At 69.7% G+C, this 14,500-nt stretch carries 14 protein-coding genes; 9 read left to right on the top strand and 5 right to left on the bottom strand.

Annotation, left to right across the window (positions count from 1 at the left end):
- Nucleotides 1-121: 121 nt before the first annotated feature.
- The 3 genes from ACQEXA_RS45575 to ACQEXA_RS45585 form a co-directional block, all read right to left on the bottom strand.
- Nucleotides 122-1,024 carry an IS5 family transposase gene (locus ACQEXA_RS45575; protein WP_433128283.1) on the bottom strand — a complete coding sequence of 301 codons (903 nt, stop codon included), beginning with the start codon at nt 1,022-1,024 and terminating at the stop codon, nt 122-124.
- Between the two features lie 95 nt (nt 1,025-1,119).
- Nucleotides 1,120-2,385: a zinc ribbon domain-containing protein gene (locus ACQEXA_RS45580; protein ID WP_433132849.1), complete on the bottom strand. Its 1,266-nt coding sequence runs from the start codon at nt 2,383-2,385 to the stop codon at nt 1,120-1,122.
- Nucleotides 2,379-3,281 (bottom strand): hypothetical protein, encoded by a 903-nt coding sequence (locus ACQEXA_RS45585; protein WP_433132851.1) that lies wholly within the window; start codon nt 3,279-3,281, stop codon nt 2,379-2,381. The genes ACQEXA_RS45580 and ACQEXA_RS45585 overlap by 7 nt, the downstream gene beginning before the upstream one ends.
- Before the next feature lie 138 nt (nt 3,282-3,419).
- On the opposite strand from ACQEXA_RS45585, the gene ACQEXA_RS45590 reads away from it, so the two are divergent.
- Nucleotides 3,420-4,184, top strand: a complete 765-nt coding sequence (locus ACQEXA_RS45590) for a transposase (protein WP_432920754.1) — start codon at nt 3,420-3,422, stop codon at nt 4,182-4,184.
- Between the two features lie 53 nt (nt 4,185-4,237).
- Here the strand turns inward: ACQEXA_RS45590 and ACQEXA_RS45595 are convergent, their stop codons facing one another.
- The gene (locus ACQEXA_RS45595) at nt 4,238-4,972 is read right to left on the bottom strand and encodes a FadR/GntR family transcriptional regulator (protein ID WP_432925009.1); all 735 of its coding nucleotides are present in this window, start codon (nt 4,970-4,972) and stop codon (nt 4,238-4,240) included.
- A 162-nt stretch (nt 4,973-5,134) separates the two neighbouring features.
- On the opposite strand from ACQEXA_RS45595, the gene ACQEXA_RS45600 reads away from it, so the two are divergent.
- From ACQEXA_RS45600 to ACQEXA_RS45635, 8 genes are all read left to right on the top strand, one after another.
- Nucleotides 5,135-6,220, top strand: a complete 1,086-nt coding sequence (locus ACQEXA_RS45600; RefSeq protein WP_433132853.1) for a sugar ABC transporter substrate-binding protein — start codon at nt 5,135-5,137, stop codon at nt 6,218-6,220.
- On the top strand, nt 6,217-7,716 hold the full coding sequence (locus tag ACQEXA_RS45605) for a sugar ABC transporter ATP-binding protein (protein ID WP_433132855.1): 1,500 nt from the start codon (nt 6,217-6,219) through the stop codon (nt 7,714-7,716). Before ACQEXA_RS45600 ends, ACQEXA_RS45605 begins: the two co-directional genes overlap by 4 nt.
- Nucleotides 7,709-8,734 (top strand): ABC transporter permease, encoded by a 1,026-nt coding sequence (locus ACQEXA_RS45610; protein ID WP_433132857.1) that lies wholly within the window; start codon nt 7,709-7,711, stop codon nt 8,732-8,734. Before ACQEXA_RS45605 ends, ACQEXA_RS45610 begins: the two co-directional genes overlap by 8 nt.
- 77 nt (nt 8,735-8,811) lie before the next feature.
- On the top strand, nt 8,812-10,152 hold the full coding sequence (locus tag ACQEXA_RS45615) for an L-fuconate dehydratase (protein ID WP_432925001.1): 1,341 nt from the start codon (nt 8,812-8,814) through the stop codon (nt 10,150-10,152).
- Nucleotides 10,149-10,904, top strand: a complete 756-nt coding sequence (locus tag ACQEXA_RS45620) for an SDR family NAD(P)-dependent oxidoreductase (protein WP_432924999.1) — start codon at nt 10,149-10,151, stop codon at nt 10,902-10,904. Before ACQEXA_RS45615 ends, ACQEXA_RS45620 begins: the two co-directional genes overlap by 4 nt.
- The gene (locus ACQEXA_RS45625; RefSeq protein WP_432924997.1) at nt 10,901-11,896 is read left to right on the top strand and encodes an aldo/keto reductase; all 996 of its coding nucleotides are present in this window, start codon (nt 10,901-10,903) and stop codon (nt 11,894-11,896) included. Before ACQEXA_RS45620 ends, ACQEXA_RS45625 begins: the two co-directional genes overlap by 4 nt.
- Nucleotides 11,893-12,207 carry an L-rhamnose mutarotase gene (locus ACQEXA_RS45630; protein ID WP_433132859.1) on the top strand — a complete coding sequence of 105 codons (315 nt, stop codon included), beginning with the start codon at nt 11,893-11,895 and terminating at the stop codon, nt 12,205-12,207. The genes ACQEXA_RS45625 and ACQEXA_RS45630 overlap by 4 nt, the downstream gene beginning before the upstream one ends.
- The gene (locus tag ACQEXA_RS45635; protein WP_432924993.1) at nt 12,204-13,043 is read left to right on the top strand and encodes an amidohydrolase family protein; all 840 of its coding nucleotides are present in this window, start codon (nt 12,204-12,206) and stop codon (nt 13,041-13,043) included. Before ACQEXA_RS45630 ends, ACQEXA_RS45635 begins: the two co-directional genes overlap by 4 nt.
- On the opposite strand, the gene ACQEXA_RS45640 is transcribed toward ACQEXA_RS45635, so the two are convergent.
- The gene (locus ACQEXA_RS45640; protein ID WP_359409175.1) at nt 13,031-14,455 is read right to left on the bottom strand and encodes a lipase maturation factor family protein; all 1,425 of its coding nucleotides are present in this window, start codon (nt 14,453-14,455) and stop codon (nt 13,031-13,033) included. The genes ACQEXA_RS45635 and ACQEXA_RS45640 overlap by 13 nt on opposite strands.
- Nucleotides 14,456-14,500 lie beyond the last annotated feature (45 nt).

Here is a 14,500-nt window from a genome sequence, read left to right on the forward strand (position 1 = left end):
CCCGAGAGCTGCCGCGCCGGACTCCGTCTCCGCGCTGTGGCCATCCGGATCCGCAGCCTCCCGCGAGCCCAGCGACCGCGAGCGAGGAATGCCCCTAAGAGCCTGTCGGGTGGCTGGTTGATTACGCTGCGATGAGGTCTTCGACGGTCTTGGTTCGGGCGGTCTTGCGGTGGGATTCGTGGCTCCACCGCGTTGGCTGCCCGGCGAGCCGGACGAGCATCAGGCGGATCATCGCCACCTTGATCATGGCCTCGGAGGTCGCGGTCAGCCGTTCGTAATCGCGGGCCAGTCGGCGGTTGCGGACCAGCCAGCCGAAACTTCGCTCCACCACCCAGCGGCGGGGCAGGACCTTGAAACCCTTGACGTCGTCGGTCCGCTTCACGATCTGGACGACGATGTCCAGCGCGTTGCGAGCCCATGAAAGCAGCGTGGAATCAACAGAGTTGGCGTATCCGCCGTCGGCCCACACCAGACTGACTGTGCGGAAGCCGGCGGCGAGCCGGGCCAGGACGGTGCGGCCTCCTGCGCGGTCCTGCACGGACGCGGAGGTGACGGTGACGACCAGCAGCAGGCCCATCGTGTCGACGATCAGATGTCTCTTCCGCCCCGTCGTTCGTTTGCCCGCGTCGAATCCACGCGCCTCGCCGCCCTCGCTGGTTTTGACCGACTGGGCGTCGATCACGGCGGCTGACGGCTCGGGATCGCGTCCGGCCCCGATCCGGACCTGACGGCGCAGCTCGTCGTGGACGCGGTCCCAGGTGCCGTCCCGGCGCCACTTGGTGAACCAGCGGTGGGCCGCGTCCCAGGGCATCAGGTCGCGCGGGAGCATCCGCCACTGGCAGCCCGAGCGCAGCACGTAGAAGATTGAGTCGAGCACCAGCCGATCCGGGTACTTGCGCACCCCGCCGCCTTTCCGCAGGTCACGCATGGGAAGGAGCGGCTGGATGATCTCCCACATCTCATCGGTCAGGCTGGACGGATAGCATGGGCCGCTGACGGCCTCGGAGTTGTCGCACTGGCACACACCACGTGATCATTCCGGGGCCGTCGCCATGCCCAGAGGGCAGATCGCGGCCGTCACGCTTCGCGCATGATCAGCCACCCGACAGGCTCTAAGAGTCATCCCGTATTGGGATGCCACCCGATCAGTTCCCGCGCAGGGATACCGCCGCGGGCTGCGGTGTTTCCTGTGTGGGCGGCTGTTCCGACGTGGTCCTTGTGCCGCTGATTCGCGGGTCGGGTCTCATTCGGGGTGGGCCGGTGCCGGTCGGGGGTGTTTCGTCGAGCAGAGGCCTGCCGGCCGGGGATTCCCGGATCGTGGGCTGCCGCGTGGGTGCGGCCCCTGCTGGGGCGGCCACCTCGCTGCGGTTGACTCGACAGGGCTTCTTGCAGCCCTGGTGAGAACAAGATCTGTGTGGTGCGGGCCTGGACGGTGTCCAGGCCCGCAGTGCTGGGATCGTCCGGGTTTTGAACCCGGACGTGCGCGGCGAGTGCGGCGGAGACCATGTCGCGGTCGGCGACCAGGCCGCAGGAGGTGCAGGTGTGCGCCCGGTCGGCGAGGCTTTTCCGCACCTGGGCGCCGCACAGGCAGGTCTGGGACAGCTTCGTGGTGAAGGTCGACGCGCGCAGCAGGCGGCCGCTGGTCTTCTCGCATTCTTTGCCGATCGCGGCGATGAGCCGGCCAGGTGTGGTGGCTTGCAGGGCGCGGCCCCACAGCCGGAACCAGGTGCGGATGTCGCAGTCCTCGACGGTCAGGTTGACGCCATGAGCGCCAACGATCCGCTCAGCGATGCGCCGTGCGCGGTGGTCTTTCGCTGCGGCCGCAGTGGCCGCGGCCTCGGCGAGCCTGGCCCGGTCAAGGCGGTAGCCGGCCGAGAGGGTGTCCCTGCGGTTTGCCTGTTTGGGTACTCCGGCCTTGTTCGCCGCCCGCGCGCCGCCCGGAACGTGAACGTGCCGTTCCGGGAGTCCGGCGGTCTTGCGTCGTGCGGCTCGGGCCTGCCGGCGTTTCGACGGCGCGTACTGGCCTGGGTTGGTGGCGCGGCGGGACCGGTCGAGGGCACGTTTGCGGCCCCGTTCCTTGCGACGGGCCTTTTCCAGTGCGGCCCTCTCGGCGTCGGTGAGCTCGACCCTGGTCGAGTGCACCTGTCCGTCTGCGGGGTCGAAGGTGTCTGGGAAGGAGACGACGGACAGGTTGGAGACGTTGTCGTCGATCCCACCGACCCGGTTCAGGTCGGCTGCGGCAGCCCGCCGCGCCTTCGTGGCTGGGGACGCGTATCCGCTGGTGAGGACCATCAGGTGCGCCTCGTATGCCCACCCACCAGGAGACGAGGCGTCTCGGCGGCGGACCAGGTCCACCTTGTGCCACGTCGTCGGATTGTTCAACACGTCGTCGGATTGTTCAGGAAGTGCACCAGCCGCGGCCAGCGGCCGGCCCCGGAAGGCAGCCGCACGGGCAGGACGAGGTCGCCGCGCTGGGAGTCGGCGCCGCCGGTGAACACCAGGGCGAGCGGGCCGGTGTGGTCCCACCATGTCGCAGCCCGGGTTTTTGGTTTTCCCTTCGCGCTGACGTCGCCGGTCTCCACTCGGCGGGGCCTCGCGGGCACGGGCATGCGCCGCGGCTGCGCGAGAACACTCGTGGCCGGCGGCAGCCCGGCTGCCTGCTCCGGGGTGGTGATGGCCTGGTCGAGGTCCCGGTGCCGGTAGGCGTCCAGATGCCCGGCAAGGGTGCCGTGCAGAGGGAACGTCTCCCACTTGCGGGCCGTGGTGTGCGAGCGGGCACGGCCGGGGATGCGGGTGTAGTCCCACCAGGTGCCGGTCCTCGGCCGCCCGAACCGGCGACCGGACTCATCGGGGAACAGGTGCCGACTGACGCCTTCCCACACCTCGTCGGCCTGATGCATCACCAGAGCTTTGGTGACGTGCCGGCCCAGATGCCGGGAGCGTTCCATGTGTCGGTACCCGCGGCGTTCCATGCCCGCACGGGACAGGCCCAGCTCGACACGCCACCCTTTCGCGTCGACATCGCGGCGCACGTCCCCGGCCCAGTACGCGTCGACCGCGGCCCGGGCATCGCGCCGTAGCGCGCGTTTGACCGACCACATCGCCCAGTACAGTTGCTCTACTCGCAACTGGCTGTCGAGCCCTCTCACCTCGAGCGGCAGCCGGATTACCGCGAGCTCGGTGCCGTCGCCACGCGTCCACCGCTTGCCTTTGTTCTTCCCACGGAACCGGCGGGCCGACACGTCACAGGCAGATACCGGGTCGAGCAGCTCTGCACTCACGGCATCCCACCTCCTTTGTCTACGGCAACGGCGATGCCCTGTCCGGAACTTGACAGCTCCGGCAAGCAAGTCCAAAGCTACAGACGCCCACTGACAACGGCTGGGCGACGGACGTGCTTGGCGTTCTAAGGTGCCCTTATGCGCCTGACTCCGGCCCGCTGCACGAGCGTTGAACTCCGCGCCTGGACCGGGCTCACCGGGCCACAGATGCAGCACCTCGTCGAGCAGCCGTGGGAACGGAGACCAGAGGCCGACCACGGCCGGAACTGGGCGCTTGCGTTCCCCGACCGGGTCCTGCTGCTCGTCCTCGCCTACCGGACCAACCTCACAAGGCAGCAGTTGGCGTCACTGTTCGAAACAACCGACTCCACCGTGCACCGCGTGATTTCCCCTCTCGCACCGCTCCTCGGGGAACTCCTGGGGCCGCCCCCGGGTGACCGGCGGGAGCTGTGGGTCGTCGACGGCACCCTCATCCCCGTCCACGACCACACCCACACCGCGAAAAGCAAGAACTACCGGCACAGCGTCAACGTGCAGGTCGTCTGCCGGGCCCGGGACAGACGCATCGTCGCACTCGGTGACGCATGGCCAGGGAACCGCAACGACATCGTCGTCTTCCGGGAAACTCTCGGCCGGACCCTTCCAGCTCACCCGCGGCTCGCCGGCGACGGCGGCTACCGCGGCTGCGCTCACATCAGAACACCACGTCGCGGACCAGACGGCCGCATCATCAAAGATCGGACCTACAAACGGTTCCGGAAACGGCGAGCAGTAGCCGAACACACCATCGCACGCCTCAAAGACCATCAAATCCTGCGGCAATGCCGCCGCCGCGGCGACGCCATCAACCACGCCGTCGCCGGCGTCGCGGCGCTTCACAACCTCAAGATCGACATCAGCTAACTGAAGCCCCGGAGGTGGTGAGGCACGCACCGAACCGCATTACGGGATATCTCTTAGGGGCCGAGCTGCGCCCGCAGCCACTGCTCGACCTCACCCACGTGCGCGGCCGCGGCCGCCCGTGCCGCCTCCGGGTCGTGGGCGACCAGGGCCCGGTGGATCGCGGCGTGCTCGCGGCGGGTACGGGTGAAGGCGCCCTCTTCCTGGTAGCCGCGCCAGACGCGGGCGCGGAAGGTGCGTGAGGACAGGCCTTCCAGGATCGCCGCCATGGTCTCGTTGCCGGCCGCCGCCGCGATCTCGCGGTGGAACGCGAGGTCGTGCGCGAGGATCTCCTCGGGGTCGTCCGTCGCGTTCATCGCCGTCAGGTGCTTCTCCACTTCGGCGAGCTGTTCGTCGGAGATCCGGGCCGCCGCCAGTGCGGTCGCGGTCGACTCCAGGATGCGCCGGACCTCCAGCAGTTCGACCAGGCGTGGCCCGCGCGAGAGGTCCGCGACCACGCCGAAGGTCTCCAGCAGGTCGCCCGCCTCCAACTGGGTGACATAGATGCCCGATCCGTGCCGGGCCTCCAGCACGCCGAGGACCGTGAGCGCACGGATCGCCTCCCGCATCGAACTGCGGGAGATGCCCAGTCGAGCCGCCAGATCGCGTTCCGTCGGCAGCCGCTCGCCCGGTTCCAGCCGGCCGCCGGCGATCATCGCCTTGATCTGCTCGATGGCGCGTTCCGTCACGGTGCCCTTCTGCGGAGCGGCCGCCGTGCTCTCCGGTTCCGTCCCGGTCGGGGTCTCGTCCACGCCACTCCTCCTGTCGCCGTGCGCTGCAGTCTAACCATCGATGTGGTCCGACCACTATGGCCGAGAGGCGGGAAAACTCGGCATCGAAGGGTGTTGTACCGGCCGAGTGGTCTGATAAGTATGCGGGCAACTGCTCGATCACGCTCGATGAGGAGCCGACAGATGGCCGGCAGTACTGTGCGGAGCGGAAGGCAAGACAGGCGGATCTCCCCGTGGGCGGTGCGCGCGACGGCCGCGGCCGCCTGCTGCACCCTGGCGCTCACGGCATGCGGCAGTACCAAGGACAGCGGTTCCTCCGGCGCCGGTGGCGGCGGCACCGGCAAGGTCGGAGTGATCCTGCCCCTGCTGACCTCGCCGTTCTGGCAGTCGTACAACGACTACGTGCCCAAGATGGCGAAGTCGGAAGGCGTCGACGCCCTGGGGACCGTCAACTCCAACAGCGACCCCTCGCAGCAGATCACCGACATCAACAACGAGCTCAACCAGGGCGTGAAGGGCCTGGTCGTCGCCCCGCTGGACAGCGCCGCGATCCAGGCCGGACTCGACCAGGCCGAACGCAAGGGCGTCCCCGTGGTCGCCGTCGACGTCGCGCCCGACAAGGGCAAGGTCGCGATGGTGGTGCGTGCCGACAACGTCGCCTACGGCGAGAAGGCCTGCGAATACCTCGGGCAGCACATCACCAGCGGCAAGGTCGTGCAGATCATGGGCGACCTCGCCTCCGTCAACGGCCGGGACCGGTCCGAAGCGTTCCGCTCCTGTGTGAAGAAGAAGTACCCGAAGCTGACGGTCCTGGAGATCCCCGCCAAGTGGGAGTCCGACACCGCGGCATCCAAACTCGACACCCTGCTGAACGCCAACCCCGACATCAAGGGGATCTACATGCAGGCCGGCGGTGTCTACCTCGCGCCCACCCTGCAGACCCTCAAGTCCAAGAACATCCTGAAGACGGCGGGTCAGAAGGGCCATATCGTCGTCGTCTCCAACGACGGGATCCCGCAGGAGTTCGACTCCATCCGCAAGGGTGAGATCGACGCCACGGTCTCCCAGCCCGCGGACGCCTACGCCAAGTACGGCATGTACTACATCAAGGCCGCGATGCAGGGGAAGACGTTCAAGCCCGGCCCCACCGATCACGACTCCGAGATCGTCAAGCTGCCCAGCGGCATCCTGGAGGACCAGCTGCCCGCCCCGCTGGTCACCAAGGACAACGTCGACGACCCCAAACTCTGGGGCAACACGGTCAAATGAGCACCCCACTCGTTGAGGCGCGGGACATCGTCAAACGGTACGGTCCCACCGTCGCTCTCCAGGACGGGCAGCTCACCGTGTTCCCCGGCGAGTCCCACGCCCTCGTCGGCCGCAACGGCGCCGGCAAGTCCACGCTCGTCAACGTCCTCACGGGCCTCCAGGCCCCCGACGAGGGCACGGTCCGCTTCGACGGCGAGCCTGCACCCGCGCTCGCCGACCGGGACGCCTGGCGCTGCAAGGTGGCCTGCGTCTACCAGAAGCCCACGGTCGTACCGGAGTTGACGGTCGCCGAGAACCTCCTCATCAACCGGCAGCCGACCGGGCGTGGCGGGCTCATCAGCTGGCGCAGGCTGAAGGCGGAGGCGGCCGAGGTCCTCGCCACCTGGGACGTGCGCGTCGACCCGGACGCACGCACCGCCGATCTCAAGGTCGAGGACCGCCAGATGGTGGAGATCGCCCGGGCGCTGAGCTTCGGCGCCCGCTTCATCATCCTCGACGAGCCGACCGCCCAGCTCGACAACCGCGAGATCGAGCGCCTCTTCAGACGTATGCGAGCGCTTCAGGACTCCGGTGTCACCTTCCTGTTCATCTCGCACCACCTCCAGGAGGTGTACGAGGTCTGCCAGACCGTCACGGTCCTGCGTGACGCCCGCTGGATCACCACCGCCCCGGTCGCGGACCTGCCCCGCGCCGCCCTGGTGGAGGCCATGGCGGGGGAGAGCCTCGCGGAGCGGGCGACGGCGATCGCGCGGGACGCCGTGCCCGACAACGCGCCGGTGGCCCTCGAAGCGCAGGGGCTCACCGCCCCGTCGTACGAGGACATCGGCTTCAGCGTCCGCCACGGCGAGGTCGTCGGGCTCGCCGGCTCCAGCGGCAGCGGGAAGATCGAACTCGCCGAGACCCTGGCCGGACTGCACACCCCGACCAGTGGCACGGCCCGTCTCGACGGCCGACCGCTTCCGTTCGGCGACGTTCAGGCCGCGCTCCGGGCGGGGGTCGGATGCGTGCCCCGGGACCGGCACGAACAGGGCCTCGTCGCCGGGATGACCGTCGGCGACAACGCGACCATGAGTGTCCTCGGCCGCCTCGGCCGGTACGGGTTCGTCGGCAGCCGGCGCAAACGCGCCTTCGCCACCGATCTGATCGAGCGCCTCGACATTCACGCCGAGGGGCCCGACCAGCCCGTGTCGGACCTCTCCGGAGGCAACGCGCAGAAGGTCGTCATGGCGCGTGCCCTGGCCTCCGACCCGCGTCTGCTCGTCCTGATCAATCCCACCGCGGGTGTCGACGTGAAGTCCAAGGAGTCGCTGCTGGCCCGGATGGACAGCGCGCGTGAGGACGGCACCGCCGTGCTCGTGGTCTCCGACGAACTCGACGACCTGCGCCGCTGCGACCGCGTCCTCGTCCTCTTCCACGGCCGGATCGTCGCCGAGCACCCGGCGGGCTGGCACGACCACGAGCTGATCGCCTCCATCGAAGGAGTGGACCATGGCTGACACCAAGGCCCCGCCGCTCACGCCCGTCCCGGTCACCGGCCCCCGCTCGGCCAAGGCCGTCCTGCTCTGCAGGGCCCGTGAACTCGCCCTGGTCCCGGCCCTGTTGCTCCTGCTGGTGCTGGGGGCGTTCGTCAACGACTCGTTCCTCACCGAACGCAACATCGTCTCGATCCTGGGCGCCTCCGCGGCCCTCGCGATGGTCGTGCTCGCCGAGTCGCTCGTCCTGATCACCGGCAAGTTCGACCTGTCCCTCGAGTCGGTGGTCGGCATCGCGCCGGCGGTGGGCGCCCTGCTCGTGCTGCCCGCGGCCCAGTCCGGTTGGGGTACCGAGTGGCCCGCCGGGCTCGCGCTGGTCGCGATCCTCGTCGTCGGCGCGGCGATCGGCGCCTTCAACGGCATCCTCGTGGTGAAGTTCAAGCTGAACGCGTTCATCGTCACTCTGGCCATGCTGATCGTCCTGCGCGGCCTGCTGGTCGGCGCGACCAAGGGCAAGACGCTGTTCGGGATGCCCGACGCGTTCTTCACCCTGGCCACGACGACCTTCCTGCGCGTCCCGATGTCGGTGTGGCTGGCGGCGGTGGCCTTCGCGGTCGCCGGTCTCGTCCTGCGCTACCACCGCGTCGGCCGCGCCCTGTACGCGATCGGCGGGAACGCGGACGCGGCCCGCGCGGCCGGTATCCGCGTCGAGCGCGTGATGCTGGGCGTGTTCGTCGTCGCCGGCTGCCTCGCGTCCATCGGCGGGATCATGCAGACCGGCTATGTGGGCGCGATCAGTGCCAACCAGGGCAACAACATGATCTTCACCGTGTTCGCGGCGGCGGTCATCGGCGGCATCAGCCTGGACGGCGGCAAGGGCACCATGTTCGGCGCCCTGACAGGTGTGCTCCTCCTGGGCGTCGTACAGAACCTGCTCACTCTCGCGCAGGTGCCGTCGTTCTGGATCCAGGCCATCTACGGCGGAATCATCCTGGTCGCCCTGATGATCGCGCGCGTGACGACGGGCCGTGCCCAGGACTGACCCTCCTCGTTGTCGTACATCGCCGTACGACAAGCCACATCGTGTACGACCCAGTGCTCCGGACCGAAAGGCCTCCTGTGTCCCCAACTGCCGCCCGTGTCGTCGCGGTCGACACCTTCGACATCCGTTTCCCGACCTCCCGGGAGCTCGACGGCTCCGACGCGATGAACCCGGACCCCGACTACTCGGCCGCCTATCTCGTGCTGCGCACCGACGCCGCCGAAGGGCTCGAGGGTCATGGATTCACGTTCACCATCGGGCGGGGCAACGAGGTCCAGGTCGCCGCGATCGAGGCGCTGCGCGGACATGTGGTCGGACGGGACGTGGACACGATCTGCGACGATCCGGGATCGCTCTTCCACGATCTGATCGCCGACAGCCAGCTGCGCTGGCTCGGGCCCGAGAAGGGCGTGATGCACATGGCGATCGGCGCGGTGGTGAACGCCGTGTGGGACATGGCCGCCAAGCGTGCCGGCAAGCCCTTGTGGAAGCTGCTCGCCGAGGCCGACCCGGAGTGGCTGGTCCGCCAGATCGACTTCCGCTACATCACCGACGCGCTCACCCCCGACGAGGCGTTGGACCTGCTGCGCCGCGGCAAGGAGGGCGCCGCGCAGCGCACCGCCCGGCTGCTGGAGCGGGGCTACCCTGCCTACACCACGTCACCGGGTTGGCTGGGCTACAGCGACGAGAAACTCACCCGGCTGGCGGCACAGGCCGTCGACGACGGGTTCCGGCAGATCAAGCTGAAGGTCGGCGCGGACCTCGCCGACGACATGCGCCGCTGCCGGGTCGCCCGGTCCGTCGTCGGCCCGGACATCCGTATCGCCGTCGACGCCAACCAGCGCTGGAACGTCGACCAGGCGATCACCTGGACCAGTGCGCTCGCGGAGTTCGATCCGTACTGGATCGAGGAGCCGACCAGCCCCGACGACGTCCTCGGCCATGCCGCGATCCGCAAGGCGGTGGCCCCGGTGAAGGTGGCCACCGGCGAACACGTGCAGAATCGTATCGTCTTCAAGCAGCTCCTCCAGGCCGGCGCGATCGACGTCCTGCAGATCGACGCGGCCCGCGTCGGGGGCGTCAATGAGAACCTCGCGATCCTGCTGCTCGCCGCGAAGTTCGGGGTGCCGGTCTGCCCGCACGCGGGCGGGGTCGGACTGTGCGAGCTGGTGCAGCACCTGTCGATGTTCGACTTCGTCGCCCTCTCGGGCACGACCGACGACCGCGTCATCGAATACGTGAACCATCTGCACGAGCACTTCCTCGACCCGGTGGCGGTCAGGGAGGGGCACTACATCGCGCCCACCGCGCCGGGTTTCTCGGCGGTGATGCGTCCTGAGTCCATCGCGCAGTACACCTTCCCCGGCGGCACCTTCTGGGCCGCCGACCTCGACGGCAAGAAGGGGCATGCGGCATGAGCGACTTCGAGGGCCTCAGGGTCCTGGTGACCGGCGGGGCCTCCGGCATCGGACGGGCCACCGCGGAACTGCTGAGCGAGCGTGGCGCCCAGGTGGCCGTACTGGACCGCGATCCCTCATCGGTGGACAAGCCGCTGCGCGCCTACCGGGCCGATGTGACCGACGACGCCTCGGTACGCGCGGCCGTGGCCGCCGCCGTCGCCGACCTCGGGGGCCTGGACGTCCTGGTCAACAACGCGGGCATCGGCGCCCAGGGCACCGTCGAGGACAACGACGACGAGGAATGGTGGCGGGTGCTCGACGTCAACGTCCTGGGCATGGTCCGCGGGGCCCGCGCCGCGCTGCCCCATCTGCGCGAGTCGGCGCACGCGTCGATCGTGAACACCTGCTCCATCGCGGCGACGGCGGGGCTGCCGCAGCGGGCGCTGTACAGCGCCAGCAAGGGAGCCGTCCTCTCGCTGACCCTTGCCATGGCCGCCGACCATGTCCGCGAGGGCATCCGCGTCAACTGCGTCAATCCCGGTACGGTCGACACTCCCTGGGTCGGCCGGCTCCTCGACGCCGCCCCCGACCCGGTCGCCGAACGCACCGCGCTCCAGGCCCGCCAGCCCACCGGGCGCCTGGTCAGTGCCGACGAAGTGGCCGGCGCCATCGCCTACTTGGCCAGCCCGCTGTCCGGCGCGACCACCGGCATCGCCCTCGCCGTGGACGGCGGCATGCAGGGCCTGAGACTGCGACCGGCGGGCCGGTGAGCGCGCTCGGCCGCAGCGCCGTCGAGGTCGGCGCACTCGCCTTCGGCGCCGCCGCCGTCGGCAACCTCTACACCGAGGTCGGCGAGGAGCAGGCGTACGCGGCGGTGCAGGCCGCCTGGGACGCCGGGATCCGCTACTTCGACACCGCCCCGCACTACGGTCTCGGCCTGTCGGAGCGCCGCCTCGGCGCCGCCCTGCGCGAACATCCGCGCACCGGGTACACGGTCTCCACCAAGGTGGGCCGCCTGCTGGAGCCGACCGGCGCGGGCGGCGACGACCTGGCGAACGGCTTCGCCGTTCCCGCCACCCACCGCCGCGTCTGGGACTTCAGCGCGGACGGCGTCCGACGCAGTCTGGAGAGCAGTCTCGAACGGCTCGGCCTGGACCGGGTGGACGTCGTCTACCTCCACGACCCGGACGACCACGCCGAGCAGGCCTTCGGTGAGGGCTATCCGGCGCTGGAGAAACTGCGCTCCGAGGGCGTGGTGGGCGCGATCGGCGCGGGCATGAACCAGGCCGAGATGCTCACCCGGTTCGTCCACGACACGGATGTGGACGTGGTGCTGTGCGCGAGCCGGTACACCCTGCTCAACCAGCGCGCACTGGCCGGGCTGCTGCCCGCGGCGCTGGAGCGCGGCGTGTCCGTGGTCGTCGGCGGCGCCTTCAACTCCGGCCTGCTGGCCGATCCGCGGCCGGGGGCGACCTACAACTACGCCAGCGCGCCGGAGGAGTTGCTGGACCGCGCGCTGCGGCTGCAGGCGCTCGCGGAACGGCACGGCACCACGCTGCGGGCCGCGGCGCTGGCGTTCTGCTCCGCCCATCCGGCCGTGGTGAGCGTACTGGCCGGGGCGCGCTCGGCGGCCGAGGTCCTGGACTGCGCGGAGCAGTTCGCGGCCGGAGCACCGGCCGCGTTCTGGCAGGAACTGAAGGACGCGAACCTGCTGCCTGCCGACGCCCCCGTCCCCGAGCCCCACGCCGAGGAGCCGTCATGAGAGTCGCTCTGCACACGAAGGTGCGTGCCGACCGTATAGAGGAGTACGAGGCCGCCCATCGGGAGGTGCCGAAGGAACTGACGGCGGCGATCCGCGCGGCCGGGGTCACCTCCTGGTCGATCTGGCGCAGCGGGACGGACCTTTTCCACGTCCTGGAGTGCGAGGACTACGCGCGGCTGCTGGCCGAGCTGGAGAAGCTGCCGGTCAACGTCGCCTGGCAGGCGCGGATGGCGGAGCTGCTCGACGTCGTGCACGACTACTCGAGCGACGGCGCGGACGCCGGCCTGCCCGTCGTGTGGGAGCTGCCGTGACCGTCGACGCCCACCACCATGTGTGGGACCTCGCCGTCCGCGATCAGGACTGGCTCACGGGGCCCGAACTGGCTCCGCTACGGCGGGACTTCACCGTCCTTGACCTCGAGCCCGAGGCGCGCGCGGCCGGCGTCGACCGGACCGTGCTGGTGCAGACGATCACGGTGGCCGAGGAGACCCCGGAGTTCCTGGCCCTGGCCCAGGAGCACGAACTCGTCGCCGGAGTCGTCGGCTGGACCGACCTCACGGCACCCGACGTCGCCGAGGCCCTGGCCCGGCTGCGCGAACTGCCCGGCGGTTCGTATCTGCGCGGGATCCGCCACCAGGTCCAGGGCGAACCGGACCCGGGATGGCTGCTGCGCGCCGACGTACGGCGCGGGCTGGCCGCGGTCGCCGATGCAGGTCTGGTGTACGACCTGATCGTCCTGCCCCACCAGCTTCCCGCGTGCGTCAAGGCGGCCGCCGCGCTGCCCGGGCTGACCTTCGTCCTGGACCACCTGGGCAAGCCGCCGATCGCCTCCGGTGCCCTTGAACCATGGGCGTCGGACATCAGAGACCTGGCCGCCCTGCCCAACACGGTGTGCAAGCTCTCGGGGATGGTGACCGAGGCCGACTGGAAGGAGTGGAACCCGCGGGATCTCCAGCCGTACGCCGACACCGTGCTGGACGCCTTCGGCCCGGCCCGGCTGATGTTCGGTTCGGACTGGCCGGTGTGCACGCTGGCCGCCACATACGCGGAGGTGTCGCGGACGGCCCGGACGCTGACCCTGGGCCTCGGTGACGACGAGCGTGCGATGGTCGTCGAGGGCACCGCGGCCCGTGTCTACCGGCTCTGAGCCGCTGGGACGGAGAGCCGGGTCGGCGGCATGAACTCGCGTACGTAGGTCCGCTTCCAGCACGCCCCCGTCTCCCGCAGTTCCCGCCAGCTGGTGTACTGGTAGCGGAACAGCCGGGCGCGTACGTAGCGCGGAGGCGCGTCCGGCGGGAACGGGGAGCGGCGCAGGAGCCGCAGCGTGTCGCGGTCGTTCTCCAGGAGGCGTTCGACCAGAGCGCCGAACCAGGCGCCCGCGTACGCGGGGGAGAGCGCCACGAACCACATCAGCCAGTCGAGCCGCAGGTGGTACGGGGCGTACTGGCGCGGCCAGCGCCGGGGATCGCCCGGTTTGCCCTTGAACTCGTACTCCCGCCAGTCGGAGTCCTCACGCGGCGCGTCGTCCGCCGTGCCCTCGATCACCACCTCGTACCGCACACGGCTGACGCTGCCGAACGCGCCGTAGGTGTTCACGAGGTGCAGGGGGTCGAAGGAGCGGTTCATGATCTGGGCCCGCGAGATCATGTTGCGCACCGGGTGGTAGCTGAGGGCGACCAGGCCTACGGCCACCACCAGGACCACGACCTCGTACCACAGCGGCGGTCCGGCGGGCTTCGCGGCTGCGGACGGGAACTGAACCGCCGACAGGGCCAGTACGATCGTGATCCAGTTCAGCCAGGCGAAGTTGCCGGACAGGACCAGCCACAGCTGGGTGACGATCATCAGGGCGGCGGCGGCCGTCGCGATCGGCTGCGGGGTGAACAGCAGCACCGGAACGACCAGTTGGGTCACATGGTTGGCCGCCACCTCCACCCGGTGCAACGGCCTCGGCAGATGGTGGAAGAACCAGCTCAGCGGGCCCGGCATCGGCTGCGTCTCGTGGTGGTAGTCGAGACAGGTCAGCTCGCGCCAGCAGGCGTCCCCGCGGATCTTGATCAGTCCGGCGCCGAACTCCACCCGGAACAGGATCCAGCGCAGCAGGAACAGCACGACGATCGGCGGGGCCACCGTGTCGTTGCCGAGGAAGACGGCCACGAACCCGACCTCCAGCAGCAGCGACTCCCAGCCGAACGAGTACCAGGTCTGGCCGACGTTGACGATCGACAGATACATCGCCCAGAGAATCAGCCAGATGACCATCGCCGCCCAGAGCGGCACTTGATGGTCGACTCCGGCGATCAGCGCCGCGGACAGCGCGCAGCCGGTCCACGCCCAGACGGCGAAGAAACGGTCGGAGTAATGGAAGTGGAAGACGCTGGGCGCGTGCTTGAAGGGGAGCCGGGCGACATAGCGGGGCACCGGCAGCATCCCGCGCTCCCCGATCAGCGCGCGGAACTGCAGCGCGGCCGTCAGAAAGGCGAAGAGGTACACGACCGCGAGAGCCCGCTGGAAGACCAGCCGGCTCATCCAGTACTCCGGCGCGACGAACCAGTCCACGGCGACCGCTCCTCTCCGTTCAGTGTGCCCGAGTACCCCGTGTGG

The organism is Streptomyces sp. CA-106110, assembly GCF_050936285.1.
Classification (GTDB): Bacteria; Actinomycetota; Actinomycetes; order Streptomycetales; family Streptomycetaceae; genus Streptomyces.